Below are 19,158 nucleotides of genomic sequence, written 5' to 3'. Positions count from 1 at the left end.
TATTAAAAGTAAGTGCATGTGCTGATGGCATTACCTGCGGGCTTGCTCTTGAAATCACAGGTTTTTCCAATCTTATTCGTCACGATAAATTTTGGAAAAGGAACAATTGAGATTCTGCAAAATTCCATTCAAAGCAATTTAAGGCACTCAAGTGTTGCGCGAAAAGCTGTACAGGTAAAAAGAAATATACTAAAAAGCGTAATAGCTAACTTTGTTGCATATGCTTTTTAGTATATTTGCCTTGTGCTGATACATAAACAAATCCAATCTAGAAGTTTAAGAGCGAATCTTATCGTTTTTTTGTATCTCTATTGGATTGTCTGTAGTATATTTTTTCTACATATCCATGTTCTAAAATCGGGTGAAGTTATACAGCATAAGCATCCTTATCCGATTACAAAGAAGGGGAATGATCACCATAGTGAGAATGAAATTCGGACCTTTAGTTCTGATTATCTTTTTGAGTTTTCCGAAGGGCCTGTTTATCATAACCTAAATCCATTTTTTACACTGTGGGGTGTTTTATGGAAATTTCCAATCGATCTTTATGAAATTTCGCAGTCTTTAATTCCGACCTTCCCTCGCGGTCCCCCAATCTTCATCAATTATATCACTATGGTGCTGTAGCACCATTTCATTTTCTGGTTTTTTACGATTTAAAATGCTTTGTCATGGCTAATAATGATGAAGTAATGAATATATATGATGAAGAAATTTTTATTTTTTGCTTTGTCGGTTATTGCTACGTTTAATAGTTACGGGCAGACGGACAGTAAGCATACCGGGCGCATTTTGGATGACAAAAAGGGGGCGCCAATAGCAGGGATTACTATTAAAGTACCGGACCTTAAGCTTGAGCTCGTTTCGGATCAGAACGGCGGGTTTATCATTCCTCCGAAATATAAAGGGCAACATTTGGTGGAATTTAGCGGTGTCGGTTACCAGACGCGAAGTTTGAAAATTGATTTGGGTAGTCATGATGTACTTTCAATTCCATTAAGTCCAAGCAATTTAACGCTGGATGAAGTGATTGTAACGAGTGCGGCGATCAGCTCAAGCAGTAAAAAAATAGCACTTCAATTGCTGTTGTGGGCAAACAGCAATTATTGGAGCCTGCGACGAATGCAATAGAAGGTTTGGCCAGGCTAGTGCCGGGGGTAGCGGCGATTACGACTGGATCGTCTATCGCTAAACCTGTAATCCGGGGGCTATCATCCAACCGGGTTGTGACGATCAGCAATGGTGTCAAGCAGCAGGGAAATCAGTGGGGCGATGAGCACGGGATCGAGATTGATCAATATGGTGCAGATCGTGTCGAAGTATTGCGGGGTGCGGCATCTTTGATGTATGGATCCGATGCGCTAGGAGGAGTGATCAATTTTTTGGAGCCCCTTGTTCCGCAAAGTGGGGAAGTTAAAGGCGAGGTATTATCCAATTATTCGATCAACGGCGGATTAAGTGCCAGTTCTGCTATGTTGACAGGTAATCAAAATGGATTTGTCTGGAGAGGAAGAGGAACTTATAAAAATGCTTATTCATTTAAGACCCCTACAGGTTATTTTCCAAATTCAGGTTTTAATGAAACGAATTTCAGCGCCATGTTTGGGCTTAATAAATCTTGGGGTTATTCCCATGTAAACGCATCTTTTTTTCGCAATAATATTGGATTTTATGAACCTGCTTTTGATAGCCAGGGTAATTATATCGATGCTGCAGGGAATCGTTTTACGGATCGAAATTTTAAAAATAGAAGCCTGGAGTTTCCGAAACAGGATATCCGACATACAAAGCTTTCCTGGAACAATCACCTTATTCTAGATCAGGGATCATTAAAATTTGATCTTGGTTATCAGAACAACCAGCGTCGAGAACATGATAATCCCGTTCCCAATCTCTTTTTGGATCTGCATACATTAACCCTTGATGCGAAGTATACTGTCAATGAATTTCAGGGATGGCAGCCAGCTTTTGGGATCAGTGCCGAACATGCTAAAAATTCCAATAAAGGGGCTGAATTTTTGCTTCCCGATTACCAGAGTTTTGGAGCGGGGGCTTTTGGGTATCTTAAAAAGACCTGGGATAACACGACTGTTAATGCTGGTGTGCGCTATGATTATCGTGTCAATGATGGTGATGGATATGTCAAAGATGGCGAAACGTTTGAAAAGTATAAAAATCATTTTTCGAACGTTAGTTTTGCTACGGGTCTAACGCATCAAGTGAGTCCATATATTAATCTAAAAGCCAATTTAGGGAATGCTTTTCGATCTCCCAATCCGGCAGAACTTAGTTCAAATGGTGTCCATGAGGGAACCTTCCGGTATGAAATCGGTAATACGGCTCTGAAGCCCGAAAAAAGTTATCAGGCGGATATCAGTATAGACTACGATCGGGGTATATTCAATGGAAGTATCAGTCTTTATTCTAACCTGATCAAAGATTATATCTACATTTCATCACGGCCTGGTGATGAAACAGCTGATGGGATGGCAATTTACCGGTACGGTCAGGTTGATGCACAGCTGTATGGATTTGAAGGAGATTTTAATATAACCTTATTCCGTTATCTTACTTTTAACAATATATTCTCATACACGTATGCTAAAAATAAAACCCTGGATAGACCTTTACCTTTTATTCCAGCAGGACAGTTTAAAAATAGCCTGAGATATAGCCCGGAAATAAAAGGACTGTCGGCCAGCTATTTAAAAGTCGGTATTGATAACTTTTTTGCGCAACGACGCGTAGACCGTGAATTTGAAACCAGTGTATCGGGATATACTTTGTTAAATGCCTCGTTAGGAACGACGTTTAAGATCAGGGGATTAAATATACAAACGTATGTTGCTGGAAATAATTTGCTTGATAAAAAATATTACGATGCATTGAGCCGTCTGAGACCCGGCAGATTAGATCATCATGACCTCTCATTGGGTGTCTATAATCCGGGGCGCAATGTTACTTTTGGCCTGATTACAGCTTTCTAAAACCACAAAAGTGGAAGTAGGGATGCTTCCACTTTTGTAATCACAATAACCTTTTTTCTCCTTCCATCCAGCTCGTATGAATCAGTTCATAAAAGTATAGTCTGTATATCCTCGGGCATCGCCTCCTCCAAATAAAGTATGATTGTTTGATATATCATTTAAGGGAGCTTCCAATTTAACACGTTGCGGATAATCCGGATTTGTTAAAAATTTCCTTCCAAAACCTATTAAGTCAACCAAATTGTCTTCTAATAGTTTTTCTCCTTCTTCAGGAGTTTTATTTCCTGTTGCAATGATGGTATTTGTGAATTTTTTTCTCAACTCTAATCTAAATATTTCTGGAATTAAGGGTGCATCTGCCCAATCTGCTTCACAGAGATGAATATAGGCAATATCTAATTTATTTAATTCCGCTGCGGCTAACATAATCGTATCAAGTATTTCGGCATCGTCCATATCCTTAAACGTAATGAACGGAGAAAGGCGAACGCCTGTTCTTTCTTTGCCTACAGCCATAATTACAGCTTTGGTAATCTGAATTAATAATCGAATCCTGTTTTCTTGAGTACCTCCATACGCATCGATTCTTTGATTGGAGTTGCTCCGTAAAAACTGGTCAATCAAATAACCATTAGCTCCGTGAATTTCTACTCCGTCGAAACCAGCTTCTATTGCATTTTTTGCTCCTTGTGCAAATTCTTGAATGACCACCTCCATATCTTCTTGCGTCATTTCTCTTGGTTCTTCGACAGGTACAAAGTAGCATCTCCATTGGGTGCACCATCAAATATATAAACATTTGTATCTTTTGCTATTAATGCCGATGGTGCAATAGGTTGTAATCCGTTAACTTTGGAAGATGAAACTCTTCCAACATGCCACAGTTGTAAAAAGATCTTGCTACCGGCATGATGTACGGCTTTTGTTGTTAATTTCCAACCTTCAATTTGTTCTTGGGTATAAATTCCAGGTGTTCTTGCATAGCCCTTTCCTTGTAAAGAAACTTGGGTAGCTTCTGTGATGATAAGTCCTGCAGATGCTCTTTGGGCATAGTATGTTGCCATTAAAGCATTCGGAATATCGCCGGGTTGTGATGCCCTTGAGCGTGTCATCGGAGCCATCAGGAAACGGTTTTTTAATGCTATCCCTTTCAGGATATAGGATTCGAAAAGTTTTGTAAACATTTTATTTCGTTTTGTAAATATTTTATTGATGCTATTGTGATAAAGCTGGGGTAATCTGTATTTCGGGCTAAAATTTTAGTACTACTTTACCGATTGTTTTCCCACTTTCCAATAGACGGTGCGCCTCTTTTAGGTTATCTGCCGTAAATCCTTCTATGGTCTTATTAAGGGTTGACTGTAAAGTCCGGGCATCCAAGAGTTGGGCAATTTTGTTGAGGATATGATGCTGTTCTATCCTATCCTCTGTTTGAAACATGGAACGTGTAAACATGAGCTCCCAATGAAAGCTGACACTTTTGCCTTTTAGCTGACGGAGGTTTACCGGTTCTGTAGGATCGCTGATTGAACCTATTTTTCCCTGTGGTTTGATGAGTGCCACCATCGCATCCCAATATTGATTAACATCTACAAAATCTACAATAATATCTACCGAATCAAAACCGGTATTTCTTACTTCGTTCACTAAATCTTTGTGGTTCACAACATAGTCTGCTCCAAGTTTTTTGCACCATTCAATTGTGTCTGGTCTCGATGCTGTTGCAATAACTTGTAATCCTAAGATGTTTTTAGCCAATTGTATGGCCACGGAACCCACGCCACCTGCACCGCCGATAATCAATATGGACTTACCTTTGTCTTTGTCAAAATCCAGTCGTAAACGGTCAAACAAAATTTCGTAGGCCGTAAGTGCTGTTAAAGGCATTGCAGCAGCTTCTGCAACGCTTATCTTTTGGGGAGCAAAGCCAACAATGCGCTCGTCCACCAGTTGATACTCCTGATTGGAACCATCTTTTGTAATGTCTCCTGCGTAGAAAACATGATCTCCTTTTTTGAAAAGCGTTGCCTTATCTCCAATTTCTTCCACAGTACCTACAGCATCCCAACCAATGATTTTTGGTTCGTTCAAGACGTTTTCTTTTGCGGCGCCTTGTCTAATTTTATAATCGACCGGGTTGATGGAGATGGCCTCGATCTTTACTAAGATATCATGTCCTGTTGGTAGAACTATTTCTTTTTCAAATTCAATGAAGCTTTCTGCTTCGTTGATAGGTAATGATTTTTTAAATCCTATTGCTTTCATTTTGTCTAATTTTGTTTTTAAATAAGTGGTCTGCGGCATAACTGTTGTTATTTATTTGGGTAATCAATTGGTAAAAAAACAAGGCATAAATCATTTGTATACCCATTGCTTCCCAATTTTCAATGGTGCTGCTTCCAAATAGTAATAAAATAATAAGGATAGCACCAGCAACACTTGTGCGATATGTAAATAAGCCAATGATGAGCAGTAATCCAATGAGGAATTCTGCGAAAGGCAAAGCCAGTCCGAATATTTTGATCGAAAGGGAAGGAAGCCAGCTTTTTTGAAAATTGGTCACCATGTTATCACTAAAAGCATCAAGTTTTGGAATACGCGCTAAGCCGTGTCCCAGCATATTGACACCCATTGCTACTCGCAGTAAAGCATAGGCGACCAAAGAATTATTTGTCTTCATATCTGTTTTGATTTATATCGATTTATTTTTTCAATAGTTTTAAATTACAGTACAAAATTAGAGTCGCAAGGCTAGGGGTTTTAGTAAATTTAAATGTTTTTTTTGTATAAATTCATTGTTATGAACCGAATGGGTCTGGATACCGAAGTGCAACAATCTATTGCAGGTGCCAGATCTGATCGCTGGGGTGAAATATTAGGAACGAAGTTATCGGAATGCAGAAAATGATGCTGTAATAAGTATAAACTATTGGGATAGGTGATTAATGCCTGTTGGCTTCACACAAATACTTGATTTTACCGTTAGCAGAACTTTGCTAGCGATACGTTGTTATCATTGCGAATATGCGATGCGGCGTTTATAAGAATTGAGGTATTTCGCGGAAAGGACCTATTTTTAAAATTTTAGCGAAACAATAGTCGAGCTGAAATTTGAACCATATGATCTTTTATTCAACATGAATGAGGAGGAGAGCGAGACTACCTTTTTTTAAGGTTTCCTCATGGAAAAATTGTCGGAGAGCATAATACTTGGATCATCAAGATCGATCATTCGGAGAATATTATTTAAGCTCATGGGAAAATGAAAGTGACCTGTAGGACACAATGTAAAAATCGACCTTCCACAGTATACCGATAGCATATTTGATGGAAAGTAAAATCAGTAGAAAGTTGACGTATAAAATTAATCAATAGCCTTAAATTGTATGGACAATCAAAAATTAAGTTCCATTGCGCTGATCGGTGGGGGGCCAGCCGCTTTATTTATGTTAAAGGAGATTGTCAACCAAAATCTTGCGGTTGAACATATCTCCATTTCGAAAAAATGAACGTTTGGGAGTTGGAATGCCTTATGGTAAATATGGGGCCCGTAAGGAACACTTGGCCAATGTTTCGGCCAACGAAATTCCAGCATTAATTGACGACGTCCCGACTTATCTGTCACGTTATGCTGGAACTGATTTTCCGGATTACTATGCGCATGGTAAATCGAATCCCTATCAGGTTTTACCAAGACTTCTTTTAGGGGATTATCTTGAAAATCAATTTCACCAATACATAGCCTTGGCCATCAAGCGTAAAATAAAGGTGGAGGTTTTTACCGAGACCGAAGTGATTGATCTGGTATATGATAGGGCAAATGAATTTTACTCCGTATTTACGGCCACTGATGTTGAATATGAAGCTGAAATGGTTGTTATCTGTACCGGGCATTATTGGCCCGAAACTTTTGAAGGAAAGATAAAAGGGTGGTACGATTCGCCCTATCCACCTACTAAATTTGATCAAATGACTAACTTTCCGGTCGCTATTAAGGGTGCTTCTCTAACTGCTGTCGATGCCGTAAAGACGTTATCTCGTCTGAATGGCCGTTATATCGTAGAGAATGATCAGGTGAGTTATGTGCTGCATGAAGAATCTCCTAATTTTGCGATCCATTTATTTTCCACAGGTGGTTATCTACCTGCACTGCGTTTTCACTCGGAAGAGGAACCTTATGCGGTATCTTGGTCCATGACACTGGATGAGATTTATGAATACAAAGAGAAAAATGACGGTTTTGTAGATCTTGACTACGTTTTTGAGCGAAATTTTAAATGTCCGTTGCAGAAAAGTGATCCTGCTTTTTATGAAAAGATAAAAGAAATGACGATTGAGGAGTTTGTGGAAGAAATGTTGCGCATCCGAAATGAACTTGACAGTTTTACGCTTTTTAGAGCGGAATATCTCGAAGCAAAAAAATCCATTGACAGAAGGCAGTCGATATCCTGGAAGGAAAAACTGGCTGCTTTCAGCTATGCCATGAACTATCCTGCTAAACACTTCTCTGCAGAAGATATGCTTCGGTTGCGGAGGGTTTTAATGCCGCTCATCAGTGTGATTATTGCTTCTTTGCCTCAGGAATCCTACAGAGAAATTATTGCTTTATATGAAGCTGGTGTCATAGACCATATTCAAGTCGATAAAGCAAGTCAGGTAGACCCTCATCATGATTTCGGTGCTATTTATAGCTACATGGATACTGAGGGTAAACAAAAGAAAACGCATTATCAATTATATGTTGACGGTACAGGACAACAACCATTGGAATTTAATGACATGCCGTTTGAAGGGATCAAAAACGAGGGTCTGATCAGTACAGGATACCTGAATTTTAAGAATAGGGCTGAAGGGGAGAAGTATTTTAACGAAAAGGGTTATCATGTGAAAAGCAGTACTAACAATTTTTATATGCAGGTAAAGGGACTGAGTATTAATGACCATTTTCAGGCACTTGATGCTTTTGGAAGTGCTACTAAAAATCTATTTATTATGGCTGTACCATTTATTGGCGGGCTGAATCCGGATTATTCAGGTCTTGACTTCTGTGACACAGCAAGTGAGCGTATAGTGAAGTTCATAAAGAATAAGGGATAAGATTTTTGTTTTAAGATTATTTGGCCTTTATCCATTCCATTCTGCAGTCTGTTGCGCCGGTATTTTCGTCCAACATTTCTTCGATAATCCGAAAACCGTGTTTCTGATAAAAATGGATTGCTTGTTCATTCAAGGCGTAAACATTTAACGAAAGCTGATCACATTTTGTCTTTATGAACTGCAGAAGTGTAGAACCGTATCCTTCTCCTTGATGAGCAGGACTTATAAATAAGGCTGCAATATGATCGTCTACAACTGATACAAAACCTTTAATACTATTCGATTCATCTTCCAAAATCCATGTCTTACTGGATGGTAAATAAATATCTTTCATCTTTTGAGCGCTATTGATCCAGAAGGATGAATCTATAAAATGATGTGCTTTGATTGAAGCTTCCAGCCAGATATCAATTAAATGACTGTAGTCATCTTGTGCAGCAATTCTTATCATATTAAATTCTTAAGGGTTTTAAGTCGTTCCAAATATTTTAATTTAACGATAGCGTTTTATTGAAATCAATAACCTGCTATTTTATTTTCATTCGCATAGATTTACTAAAGGTTTCAAAACCTTCACGCAGATACAATGCCTCTGCTAGGGTATTTTTTGCCAGTACACTTAGTTCTAGATAATCTGCGTCCTGCTCTTTTGCCCATTGCTTGATGCGGTCAATCATGCTTTTCCAATTCCTTTTCCGCGTATATTCTGATCAACCACAATATCCATTAAATACATGCATTTTAACGGAACAAAACAATTATAGGGCGGGCTTTCCTCTAATTTTGCAATGGCAAAACCTTTTGCCTCCCCATCTATAGTGTAAATGAATGCAACAAAATTATCTGCTGCGGCAACTACTTGCTGAAGAAAAGCTTCATCCTGAAGGGCAGGCTGAAGGTAATCCGGTTCATAGTTTGCCAGCTGTTCAAATAGCAGGGAATAAAGTATTTTTATCTGTGGAAGATCTGCCGGTGTTGCTTTTCTAATATCCATATGTTTTTCGAGCTAAATTAAAATCGATTTCATTATCTTTTTAGCTTTATTTGAGCGTCTGAATGGTCGTGCAAAATTCCTGTAAGGTGTTGATCAATTTGGCAACATGTAGGCCATCGCAAACGGCATGGTGCACTTGTATGGCCAATGGCATAAGGATTTTGTTTCCTTCCGTCTGGTATTTTCCAAAAGTAAAACTGGGGGCAAAATAGTCCGTAAAATCAGCAATATTGAGGTTAAAACTCTCAAAATGAATCCACGGAAGTGCCGAAATATTAAAATGATTTTTGGGAGCTTTTTCAGGGAGGAAGCTCCTGTTGTTTTCATTTCTTTGAAGGACCGCGTTATAGCTGGCTATAAAATCCTGGAAGCTGTCCGTATAGGGTACAGAAAGTGCAGAAAAAGTTTCTGTGTCCTGATGAAGGACGGTATAAACCGGGTTTACAGAATCCCAAATAATCAAGTCACCATCTTTCATTGCCATTTTAAACTCAGGATGTTGGTTCACGGCTTTTGACAGCAGATAAATCATCACAGGATAAAATTTAAATCCCTGTTCTTTTACAAAAGGAATAACCGCTGAAATATCTAATTTAACGGTCAAACTGAATCCGCACTTTATCGCATCACGATAAGCATCAAAGTGTTCCTTCCGGTTCCACTTTTCTATATTTACTGTTTTGTATGCTGTCATGATCGTATTGTTTTTTTAATAGGTGTATTTTTATATGCCTAGTTTGTTTTGAGTTATTGGATACAAGTTACAAAATATGCCAGACAAGAACGAAATGTGAAATTCTACGCCGAGAAATTGTATTTAACGCCACATTATTTAACCACATTATGAAAGTCTGAAACTAGAAAATGCATGTTGCAGAGGATTGGCCGTGTGGTTGTAATACAGCTAAATCATTATCGCCATTCAGGTATCAACTTGATATTTTTCTCATCAGCGTTTCCAAGGGGCCATTCTTATATTTTGTCTTCCATATTTTGCTGAAATAGTAACTGAAGATAAAATATACTATAGAGAATGTCAATATCCACAAGGGGTGTACAGAAGCTGTTTGATTGATCTTTGCTCCATAGGGTTTACCGGAGAGGAGTGAAAAAATAATCATTCCGATGGTTAAGTGCGCGATGTAATGGGTGAGGGTCATTTGCCCAGTTGTTGCTAAATTTTGGATAAATTTATTTTCTAAGAAAAACGAACTGCTATACATGAAACCTGCGATCAGCATCAGTCCAAAACCTATTGTGCTCAACAAAAATGGTAAAAGGGGAGGAAGGTAATCTGCAGTAATGATCTCTATCAATTCTTTATTGGTAAAAATATTTTGAGCGCAGATCTGTAATATGGTAACGGGTATAAAAAGTGCGGCTCCTAATAGAAATACCCTTTTTTGGTGATCAATAATGTCCAATTTAATCTGCCGAGATACATTCCGGTGGTAAAATAGGCTATCCAAGGAAAAACACTGTTCCAGCCATTGTAAAATGTGTTTCGTATAAATCCCGGTATCGACCATAGATCGGTATATTCAAGCGTATCAAAGTTCCATCCTTTTTCGAATGGAATAATAAGCATTAACACATGGAAAACTAAGATTGATAGAATACTAGCGATCAGGTAATATCTTGTGGGTAAAAATAAAAGAAAAGTGGCAATGAATAGGTATAATCCATAGAAATGCAGGATATCTGCTGGCCACCATATGCTGAGCAACAATCCTAAAACGAATAGGAACAATGCTCTTTTTAAAACAATATGTCTTAGTTTTTTCTTCTCCTCGTGCGTATAATGTGGTCTATTGGTCATCAAAGCTATTCCCATTCCTGCAAGCATGACAAATATAGTACTTGAATTTCCACTGAAAAGCGATAGAAATTTTCCGACCGGACTTGTGTCGTTATAACTCCCAAACACCATATTAAAGTTGACAATATACATTCCAAAAATGGCATATGCTCTAGCTAAATCAAACCCAATAATTCTACTTTTGTTACCCACAATATGGAATGTTTAAATGAAAATCAAATTTCTAAGATTGAATCTACATTCCATTTGACTTACGTCAAATAATCAAATTTTGGATCTGATTCTGCTCAGCGTTTCCAGGGATATGCCTAAATAAGAAGCAATATAGGTAAGTGGAACTTCAAGAATAATGTGAGGCTGTTGCCGGAGTAACTGTAAATATCTCTCAGTTGCATTGCGTGTTCGAAATTCAAATAACCTTTTTTCGAGCCACATCGCATAATATTCTGTCATCATCAGATCAAGTTCAACCAGTTTTGGGAACTTTGCTTTAAGTATCTGAAATGATTGCGCTTCGGTCTGGTAAACGGTTACATCTGTGACGGCTTGAATAAATTCTTTACTGGGTTTTTGAAGTACATAGCTATCAAATGAAACCGCAATATCATGTTCAAAAATAAGCTCGGTTGTAATTTCCTTCGTATCATTCCAATAGAATTTTCGTAGAATTCCCTGTTCAATCCAGAAACTATACCGACATAGTTTATCTTGATGTAAGAGAAATTCCCCTTTTTTATATCTTTTTAATTCTCGAATATTTTCTAAAGCGGATAAGGTTTCAGAATCTAAATTTTGAATCAGTTCATCTATTTTTTTGAGTTGTATTTCTTCGGTCATATCCGCATGGTCTTTTAAATCCCCATAAATCCAATTAAAGTCCCATTGTCTTCATATCCAAATAGTTTAACATGTTCAAAATAACTTGGGATATGTTCTTTATAATAATTGAAATCTTCTTCTTTAAGAAAATCGTGTGTATTTGATACTGCACTCTCCCATATTTTTATCAGAGTGGGATAATCTGTTATGTTAATTTTTCTAATCATGCTCGTATATATTAGTGAACAAAATTCTGTTATTTTTTACAGTAAACGCTGAACTCAGGTTAAAAAATGTACTTATATATGCCGCTTAAAGCTTGAGGGGTAATATCCTGATAAGAGGCAATATACTTGAATGGGATATAATTTAATACACGATCCTATTCATAGTGTGATTATCTAAACCTGATAAAGTTAATGTTTATTGCTGTTCTCTGTTGCGATTCCTTTGATCTGTGCAGTTTTCCCAAGGATATGTGTCAGTTATTATCGGTTGAAGCATGCTAACTTTGAATCATTAAAATGTTAGAATGATGGCACAGGAAAATCATAATCTCAAAAGTAGGTACAGCCAATCATTAAAGAGAAATATATTTTATAAAATAACAAGCGCATGAACATCCTATCACAATACATCAGTTATTCCATATTTATCGGCGTTGGTGCCACGATTTTTATGGATTTGTACGCTTTATTTATCAAAACTGCTTTTAAAATTCCCTCTTTGGATTATGCTTTTGTAGGGCGTTGGATAGGTCATTTTAAACAGAGTGTCTTCGCTCATAAAAACATTGTGCATGCTGAAAAAATCACTGGTGAAAGGGCTTTGGGCTGGACTGGTTGTACCAACCTACATTTTTAGTTTGTATAAATGTCGGAGTTGCGACTACTGCTGCTCCTTGGTTTATGATGCAGCCTGCGTTTGGTTTTGGCATCGCCGCATCTAAAACTCCTAAGCCCTTCACGGCGCGATTAAGAAGCTACAGGCACATGCTATATATGGTTTGGATTATATATAACCCGCATTATTTTTGAGTAAGCTCATTTTATAACCAGATATTATTATAATCGTAAGTTTTTATTATCTGTACGGAGCGTGAATAACCGAGTCGCTAAGCGCTATACTTCTTGCAGTTTATATTTCCTGAGATCAACAGTGAGTAATTGATCGGTGCTGACCTGAAAGTAGCGCGATAGCGCTAAGAGTACATCTAGAGGCGGAGCGGTTTTCCCAATTTCATATTTCGCATAAGAATCTCTTGTAACAGCTAGTTCAGCAGCAATTTTTCCTTGTGTAAGTCCGGGTATCTGCATCCTGAGGTACCTGATATTATCAGACAAAATCGATAGTGTTGACATTTTGTGAATATTAATCACATCAAATGTAAGGATAAATGTGAAAAATATTAGCATTTTTACTAAATAATTTAGTGAAATGAATAGAGCGATTGTACATATGGATTTGGATACCTTTTTTGTATCCTGTGAGCGGCTGGTAAATTCGCAACTCAACGATATTCCGTTGATTATTGGTGGAGGGGATCGGGGAGTGGTTTCTTCCTGTAGTTATGAAGCAAGAACTTTGGGGTGCGGTCTGCGATGCCGATGAAGATGGCATTACGGCTCTGTCCTCAGGCCAGGGTAGTAAAAGGGGATATGGAATTATATTCCAAGATGTCCCATACGGTGACAGAAGTGATTGAAGAAAGTGCTCCAGTAATGGAGAAGGCTTCTATCGATGAGTTTTATCTTGACCTGACCGGGATGGATAAATTTTTCGGGGCTTATAAGTGGACCAATGAACTGGGAGCCAAAATTGAAAAGGAAACTGGTTTGCCCATCAGCTATGCTTTATCTGTTAATAAAACGGTCAGTAAAATCGGCACAGGCGAATCCAAACCTCATGGTCATCGTGAAATACCTTCAGTGGGTGTTCATTCTTTTCTTAATCCGCTATCCATTAGAAAGATGCCGATGGTGGGGAATGCTACTTTCCAGCTCTTATCACGAGTTGGGATCCGTACAATAGGTACATTGTCCGAAATTCCTGTTGAAGTGCTGCAGCAGATGATCGGGAAAAATGGGGTCGATTTATGGAAAAAGGCAAATGGGATTGATGAAACTCCTGTTATGCCTTATTCGGAAAGAAAATCGATTTCCAAGGAAAGAACTTTTAATAGCGACACCACGGATATTCGTGTCGTGAAAAGCCTCATCTCGGGTATGGCCGAACAGCTGGCTTACCAGCTGCGCTGTGAAAAATGGTTGACTTCCACCGTAGTAGTCAAGATCAGGTACTCTAATTTTGATACGGAAACGAAACAATGCCGTGTCACTTATACCTCTGCAGATCATACACTGACAAGGATCGCTTTAGAACTTTTTGATAAAATTTATACCAGACGGATGCGTCTTCGATTGGTGGGACTTCGGTTTACTGATCTGGTGCACGGAAGTTACCAAATGAATTTGTTTGAAGACAATACACAGCTTATCAATCTGTATCAGGCAATGGATGCCATCAAAATGCGCTATGGCAGTGATGCGGTGGGGAGGGCAGTAGGTTTTAATTTTTCAACTTAATTGTCTTATGTTTCTTAACTGCCACTCTTTTCACAGTCTTCGTTATGGAACACTTTCCATAGAGGAGCTCGTAGAGCAGGCCGCCGTCTTGGGGTTAAAGGAGCTTGTGCTGACGGATATCAATACCATTTCGGGCATCTATGAATTCAATAAGAAATGTGAAGAAAAGAACATCAAACCGATTGCTGGTATTGAAGTTCGCAGAGGAAGTGAGCTGCTTTATATTACCATTGCAAAAGAGTTTCAGGGTATCGGAGAGGTGAACCGGGTTTTGACTTCCTATAATTGCGATGGGATTGACCTGCCGGCACAGCCTGATTTTCCGAACTGTTTTGTGATCTATCCCTTAAGCAATATTCCTGCGCAGCTCCATGAAAATGAATATATCGGCATCCGGGAGGAAGAACTGAATAGCTTGTTCCGTAAAGAGTATCAGGCGCTGATTGCAAAGATGGTGATCCTGCAACCTGTGACTTTCACAACGAAAAAGGAATTTAATCTACACCGGATACTGCGAGCGATTGACAACAATATGCTGCTGTCGAAATTGCCGAAAAGTGAAATTTGCAGTAAATCGGAGTACTTGAGGTCGGAACAATCGCTATTGGAGGCTTATCAGCATTATCCGCAAATCATTGCGAATACCAAAATATACTTTCGGTATGCCAGTTCAAATTTGCGTTTACCACACGGAGAAATAAAAGACACTACAAGGGATCAAAGGAGCACGATATCAATAAATTAACAGCACTGGCTTATGCAGGACTGGAAAGACGCTATGGCAAGGATCATGCAATAGCGAAACAGCGTGTTGAAAAGGAACTGCAGGTGATCGATGAATTAAATTTCAGCGGTTATTTTCTCATTACCTGGGATATCATCCGCTATAGCAACAGCATGGGTTTTATGCATGTGGGTAGGGGAAGCGGAGCCAACAGCATAGTTGCATATTGCTTGGGTATAACGGATATCTGTCCTTTGGAACTGGATCTTTACTTCGAGCGATTTCTAAATTTAAACCGAAAAAGTCCGCCCGATTTTGATATTGACTGGAGCTGGCAGGAGCGGGATATGATATTGAAATATATCTTTGACCGCTATGGAAAAAACCATGTTGCTTTTTGTGGTACGAATGTCGAATTTAAGTACCGTTCCATTATTCGTGAGATGGGTAAGGTATTTGGTTTACCGAAAGAGGAGCTCGATGAACTGACCAAAAATCCGGAAAAAGTTTTTAAAGATCAGGTGGTCCAGAAAGTGCAGGAGTATGGAAAGTTATTGGAAAAGTTTCCCAATCAGCGCAGCATGCATGCCTGTGGGATTATTATCTCTGAAGAACCGCTTACCAATTTTACGGTTCTTGAAATGCCTCCCAAAGGTTTTCCGATCGTGCAGTGGGATATGCATGTTGCGGAGGATATCGGTTTTGATAAATTTGATATTCTGTCGCAACGTGGGCTCGGGACTATCAATGATACGGTGAAATTATTGGAAGAAAAACGGGGAATTAAAGTAAACATTAGGGATACGACGCTTTCCAAGGATGAAGCTCTATGTAATGAATTTTTAAGCCGGGGGAAAACGATCGGATGTTTTTATATTGAAAGTCCTGCGATGCGCGGTCTGCTACGAAGATTGAAATGTGATAATTATAAGGTGCTGGTGGCGGCATCATCGATTATACGTCCCGGTGTAGCGCAAAGTGGTATGATGCGGGAATATATTTTTAGGCATAATAATCCAGATCAGTTTGAATATTTTCATCCGATATTTGAAGAACAGCTCGGTGACACCTATGGTATTATGGTTTATCAGGAAGACGTGATTAAAATTGCACTCCATTATGGCGGGGTTTCTGCTGCTGATGGTGATATATTGCGTAGGGCCATGAGTGGAAAAGGCAGATCGCGTAAGGCGCTTCAAAAAGTAAAGGATGATTTTTTTGAATCTTGCAGGCAACAGGGCATCCGGAAGAACTGAGTACAGAAATCTACCGGCAGATTGAATCTTTTGCTGGATATTCATTCTGTAAGGCGCATTCTGCTTCTTATGCCGTGGAGAGTTACCAGAGCTTATACCTCAAACTCTATTATCCTCTTGAATTTATGGTATCTGTCATCAATAATATGGGCGGTTTCTACAGAACGGAAGTGTACATCCATGAGGCCCGCATGTCTGGCGCCAAGATACTGAATCCATGCGTGAACAGGAGTGAGCAGCAGACTACCATCTATGGTGATGAGGTTTATCTGGGATTTATGCATCTGGAGAAAGTGGAAGCGAAACTTGGCCGGTTGATTCCTGAAGAAAGGATCAGAAATGGGGAGTATCGCTCTTTGGAAGATTTTATTAAACGTATTCCGATCGGTATTGAAACCTTGCAGATTTTGATCTTTATTGGAGCTTTTCGGTTCAGCGGTGTACCCAAAAATGAGCTATTGTTAAAATCAAGGGTGCTGCTCGGTGATTTTAAACCTGGACGTCGCGCTGAAACCTTATTTGAGGAGCCTGTCAAGCATTTTAAATTTCCGGAATTGAAACGCAACATCTTTGAGGATGCTTTTGACGAGATAGAAATTTTAAGTTTTCCGGTCTCATGTACGCCCTTCGATCTGCTGCAGACAAAGTATAGGGGAACAGTGATGGCTAAAGATCTTATCCAACATCATAAAAAGGAGGTCAAAATGCTTGCTTATCTGATCTCACGGAAGCATGTACCTACAAAAAGGGGAATCATGTATTTCGGAACCTGGGTGGACAACAATGGTGATTATTTTGATACGGCTCATTTTCCGGACTGTCTGGAACGGTATCCTTTTCAAGGGGGCGGATGCTATTTACTCTTAGGAACGGTAGAAGTGGACTTCCATTTTCCGACCATAACCATAACGAAGATGGCAAAGATGCCTTTTATTCCTGATCCACGTTACTCACATGATGAGGAAAAGAAGTATGAAGCGCAGGAACGTATGAGAGAAGATGTCAGCATGACTTTTAGAGCTCCTTACCCACAAGAACATGAGATTGGGCTGCCCAGGATGAAAACAGTGAAGGAGTAACAAAGTTGAGCTGTGACAATTTAAGTTGTGAGTAAATCAGTCAGTGATATGCGATATGAGGATATAAAAGGTAAACCCAGGGGAGTAAATCAGATAAACGAGTGTGAACCGAAGTGGTTTTGATTCATTTAGCGTCCCTGTTTTGGAAGGAGATAGGGCGATCTGCAGTTTATTTTAGCCTACCCTTTTTTGGGGGTAGGCCAATCAATGGTTGCTAGGCTGTGTTAGGCTTGTTTTTAGAGGATGTTGCCGAATCGTCCAGATCCTTATTGAGCTGATCGATAATAGCCATCAGTTTATTTTTCAGAATACGAATCTCATGATGAAGTTTGGTTTTGTCAAACTTGCGGTGCTGTGCTTCGGTCATCTTTATCCCATTGGCTGTATAAATAGGATTTACAAAGTTTTGTCCCCCCAGTTTTTTAGTTTCCCCTTTTGAAAATTTCACTTTTTGAAAATAGTGGTGGTATACGGTAAGTCCTCCCGCGGTTAAATTACTAAAGATACTCCTGTTCTCATCGCTGTCGTAATTGCTGGATGCGGGTATTTCGCCTGTGCTGCTGATCTTTTTTTTGACATATTGGATCAGTTTTTTAGATAAACTATTACTTTTGCTGTCAAATTGTACCGTAGAATAGCGTGCCACCTGTTTCAATTTGAACAGGATATCATTCAGATAGTTCCGTTGTTTATCTATGTCGGCTATATCTTCTAATGTTTTATCCAGCAACTCAAAACATTGATTGAGAAAACCGATGTGATTGAAATTTATACTGATCATAAATTTAATAAAGCAATGGTTATAATCCCTGTCCCACGTATCGTGGGCAATGTGTCTGAGTACCCGTAGAAGTTTGATGAAAAATAATTGTTGCTCATAGCTGAGGTTCCGTCCGGGCGCACGGAACTGATCTTCCAATACGTGCTGAATCTCAATTAGAAAGCATTCGGAAACATCTTTTTCTATTAAAGTAGCTTTTAGAGCAGGAAACTGCTCCATGATTTCTGTTTTTAAGACATGAAGGTGAAATTGTGTAAGCGATGCCTGTGGGTCCATATCCTTGCTATAGCTGGTTTCAATATGGACCAGGAATTGGTAGTATTTGAGAATTGTTTCATCGGCCTGTTTATGTTTATAACGGTAGAGCTCATCCAACAAATTGCATAACTGGCTATAGGACAGCCTGAATGATTTGCGTGTTAGTAATAATATTTCTTTGTTGCCATGTCGTAGAACAAATTCTTGTTCTAACTGGAAGATGATAGCAAGAAGGTTTTGATCGGCTTTAACATGTTCTTCTTCATTTAAATGTGGAATGCCATAATATAGTATGGCTCTCTCCAGCTTCAGTAATACTCGGTTCATAGCTGCTATAATTTGGTTTAACTTAATTTTCTTACACTTAAAGATACAATATTTCTTTTGGAAAAACCAGTAGATCGTGTTAAATTCTTGATGTTGGGAAAAAATATTTTACATCAATCCTAGAAATGATGCCTGGAGCTCTGTTATGAGGGAATTAGATCATTTGACCCCGATATTGTTTATGTAACAAATAGAGCTTCTCAAAAAGAAATACTATCATTTTATTGATATTCAATATAGAGTGACAAGTGACGAAGTAATGAGTGACGGAGTAACCGGTAATGAGTGACAGAGTAACCGGTAATGAGTGACAGAGTAACCAGTAATGTAGTGACGGAGAAATCAGTAATGTAGTGATAAGTGAAGTAGGGGTATAAATAACAAAGTCCATCTCGTTTGAGATGGACTTTGTTGGTGGTGCCAGCTGGATTC

The 19,158-nt window shown here is 38.9% G+C and carries 22 protein-coding genes and 2 pseudogenes; 10 read left to right on the top strand and 14 right to left on the bottom strand.

Annotated features, from left to right (window positions below):
• The first annotated feature begins 702 nt into the window (after positions 1 to 702).
• Both L950_RS33745 and L950_RS17490 read left to right on the top strand, forming a co-directional pair.
• Positions 703 to 1,131 carry a carboxypeptidase-like regulatory domain-containing protein gene (locus tag L950_RS33745; RefSeq protein WP_231577381.1) on the top strand — a complete coding sequence of 143 codons (429 nt, stop codon included), beginning with the start codon at positions 703 to 705 and terminating at the stop codon, positions 1,129 to 1,131.
• A complete protein-coding gene (locus L950_RS17490; RefSeq protein WP_231577380.1) occupies positions 1,089 to 2,987 on the top strand; it encodes a TonB-dependent receptor in 1,899 nt (632 codons plus the stop codon). The genes L950_RS33745 and L950_RS17490 overlap by 43 nt, the downstream gene beginning before the upstream one ends.
• An 81-nt stretch (positions 2,988 to 3,068) precedes the next feature.
• Here L950_RS17490 and L950_RS35685 read toward each other — a convergent pair whose 3' ends face one another.
• The 4 genes from L950_RS35685 to L950_RS17475 form a co-directional block, all read right to left on the bottom strand.
• A complete protein-coding gene (locus L950_RS35685; protein WP_021192231.1) occupies positions 3,069 to 3,719 on the bottom strand; it encodes a hypothetical protein in 651 nt (216 codons plus the stop codon).
• A complete protein-coding gene (locus L950_RS35680; RefSeq protein WP_021192230.1) occupies positions 3,716 to 4,171 on the bottom strand; it encodes a hypothetical protein in 456 nt (151 codons plus the stop codon). Before L950_RS35680 ends, L950_RS35685 begins: the two co-directional genes overlap by 4 nt.
• A 67-nt stretch (positions 4,172 to 4,238) precedes the next feature.
• Positions 4,239 to 5,252 (bottom strand): zinc-binding alcohol dehydrogenase family protein, encoded by a 1,014-nt coding sequence (locus L950_RS17480; protein ID WP_021192229.1) that lies wholly within the window; start codon positions 5,250 to 5,252, stop codon positions 4,239 to 4,241.
• Positions 5,233 to 5,667 (bottom strand): DoxX family membrane protein, encoded by a 435-nt coding sequence (locus L950_RS17475; protein ID WP_021192228.1) that lies wholly within the window; start codon positions 5,665 to 5,667, stop codon positions 5,233 to 5,235. The genes L950_RS17480 and L950_RS17475 overlap by 20 nt, the downstream gene beginning before the upstream one ends.
• Positions 5,668 to 5,769: 102 nt before the next feature.
• Between L950_RS17475 and L950_RS35675 the strand changes: the two genes are divergently transcribed.
• Complete coding sequence (locus L950_RS35675) at positions 5,770 to 5,895, top strand: hypothetical protein (RefSeq protein ID WP_262507124.1); 126 nt, start codon at positions 5,770 to 5,772, stop codon at positions 5,893 to 5,895.
• A 572-nt stretch (positions 5,896 to 6,467) separates the two neighbouring features.
• Positions 6,468 to 8,084, top strand: coding sequence for an FAD/NAD(P)-binding protein (locus L950_RS17470; protein WP_037528087.1), 1,617 nt, complete (start codon positions 6,468 to 6,470; stop codon positions 8,082 to 8,084).
• Positions 8,085 to 8,100: 16 nt separating this feature from the next.
• Here L950_RS17470 and L950_RS17465 read toward each other — a convergent pair whose 3' ends face one another.
• From L950_RS17465 to L950_RS17440, 8 genes are all read right to left on the bottom strand, one after another.
• Complete coding sequence (locus L950_RS17465) at positions 8,101 to 8,535, bottom strand: N-acetyltransferase (RefSeq protein ID WP_021192224.1); 435 nt, start codon at positions 8,533 to 8,535, stop codon at positions 8,101 to 8,103.
• A 76-nt stretch (positions 8,536 to 8,611) separates the two neighbouring features.
• Positions 8,612 to 8,761: a GNAT family N-acetyltransferase gene (locus L950_RS30545; RefSeq protein WP_021192223.1), complete on the bottom strand. Its 150-nt coding sequence runs from the start codon at positions 8,759 to 8,761 to the stop codon at positions 8,612 to 8,614.
• The gene (locus tag L950_RS17460) at positions 8,758 to 9,078 is read right to left on the bottom strand and encodes a GNAT family N-acetyltransferase (protein ID WP_021192222.1); all 321 of its coding nucleotides are present in this window, start codon (positions 9,076 to 9,078) and stop codon (positions 8,758 to 8,760) included. The genes L950_RS30545 and L950_RS17460 overlap by 4 nt, the downstream gene beginning before the upstream one ends.
• Before the next feature lie 46 nt (positions 9,079 to 9,124).
• Entirely contained in the window at positions 9,125 to 9,772 is a 648-nt protein-coding gene (catA, locus tag L950_RS17455) for a type A chloramphenicol O-acetyltransferase (RefSeq protein ID WP_021192221.1), read from the bottom strand.
• 235 nt (positions 9,773 to 10,007) lie between these two features.
• Positions 10,008 to 10,502 (bottom strand): DUF418 domain-containing protein, encoded by a 495-nt coding sequence (locus L950_RS30540; RefSeq protein ID WP_031289726.1) that lies wholly within the window; start codon positions 10,500 to 10,502, stop codon positions 10,008 to 10,010.
• Positions 10,463 to 11,089 carry a heparan-alpha-glucosaminide N-acetyltransferase domain-containing protein gene (locus L950_RS30535; RefSeq protein ID WP_197086515.1) on the bottom strand — a complete coding sequence of 209 codons (627 nt, stop codon included), beginning with the start codon at positions 11,087 to 11,089 and terminating at the stop codon, positions 10,463 to 10,465. Before L950_RS30535 ends, L950_RS30540 begins: the two co-directional genes overlap by 40 nt.
• Before the next feature lie 72 nt (positions 11,090 to 11,161).
• Positions 11,162 to 11,734, bottom strand: coding sequence for a Crp/Fnr family transcriptional regulator (locus tag L950_RS17445; RefSeq protein WP_021192220.1), 573 nt, complete (start codon positions 11,732 to 11,734; stop codon positions 11,162 to 11,164).
• Positions 11,735 to 11,748: 14 nt separating this feature from the next.
• Positions 11,749 to 11,943, bottom strand: a complete 195-nt coding sequence (locus L950_RS17440) for a hypothetical protein (protein WP_021192219.1) — start codon at positions 11,941 to 11,943, stop codon at positions 11,749 to 11,751.
• A 388-nt stretch (positions 11,944 to 12,331) separates the two neighbouring features.
• Here L950_RS17440 and L950_RS37405 point away from each other — a divergent pair.
• Positions 12,332 to 12,753 (top strand): annotated as a pseudogene (locus L950_RS37405) (DUF2938 family protein).
• A gap of 84 nt (positions 12,754 to 12,837) precedes the next feature.
• On the opposite strand, the gene L950_RS30520 reads toward L950_RS37405, so the two are convergent.
• The gene (locus tag L950_RS30520; protein ID WP_037528090.1) at positions 12,838 to 13,077 is read right to left on the bottom strand and encodes a helix-turn-helix domain-containing protein; all 240 of its coding nucleotides are present in this window, start codon (positions 13,075 to 13,077) and stop codon (positions 12,838 to 12,840) included.
• Positions 13,078 to 13,153: 76 nt separating this feature from the next.
• Here L950_RS30520 and L950_RS37400 point away from each other — a divergent pair.
• The 5 genes and pseudogenes from L950_RS37400 to L950_RS33720 all read left to right on the top strand — a co-directional run.
• Positions 13,154 to 13,545 (top strand): annotated as a pseudogene (locus L950_RS37400) (DNA polymerase IV); the annotation flags it as partial.
• 141 nt (positions 13,546 to 13,686) lie between these two features.
• A complete protein-coding gene (locus L950_RS37395) occupies positions 13,687 to 14,301 on the top strand; it encodes a DNA polymerase thumb domain-containing protein (protein WP_410528136.1) in 615 nt (204 codons plus the stop codon).
• A gap of 7 nt (positions 14,302 to 14,308) precedes the next feature.
• Entirely contained in the window at positions 14,309 to 15,046 is a 738-nt protein-coding gene (locus L950_RS33730) for a PHP domain-containing protein (protein WP_231577379.1), read from the top strand.
• Positions 14,953 to 16,281, top strand: coding sequence for a hypothetical protein (locus L950_RS33725; protein ID WP_316930684.1), 1,329 nt, complete (start codon positions 14,953 to 14,955; stop codon positions 16,279 to 16,281). The genes L950_RS33730 and L950_RS33725 overlap by 94 nt, the downstream gene beginning before the upstream one ends.
• The gene (locus L950_RS33720) at positions 16,251 to 17,360 is read left to right on the top strand and encodes a hypothetical protein (protein WP_231577378.1); all 1,110 of its coding nucleotides are present in this window, start codon (positions 16,251 to 16,253) and stop codon (positions 17,358 to 17,360) included. Before L950_RS33725 ends, L950_RS33720 begins: the two co-directional genes overlap by 31 nt.
• A 214-nt stretch (positions 17,361 to 17,574) precedes the next feature.
• Here the strand turns inward: L950_RS33720 and L950_RS17415 are convergent, their stop codons facing one another.
• Positions 17,575 to 18,726 (bottom strand): hypothetical protein, encoded by a 1,152-nt coding sequence (locus L950_RS17415; RefSeq protein WP_021192214.1) that lies wholly within the window; start codon positions 18,724 to 18,726, stop codon positions 17,575 to 17,577.
• Positions 18,727 to 19,158 lie beyond the last annotated feature (432 nt).

This window comes from Sphingobacterium sp. IITKGP-BTPF85 (assembly GCF_001006065.1).
Taxonomy (GTDB): domain Bacteria; phylum Bacteroidota; class Bacteroidia; order Sphingobacteriales; family Sphingobacteriaceae; genus Sphingobacterium; species Sphingobacterium anhuiense.
This window is presented reverse-complemented; position numbering and strand designations above follow the sequence as displayed.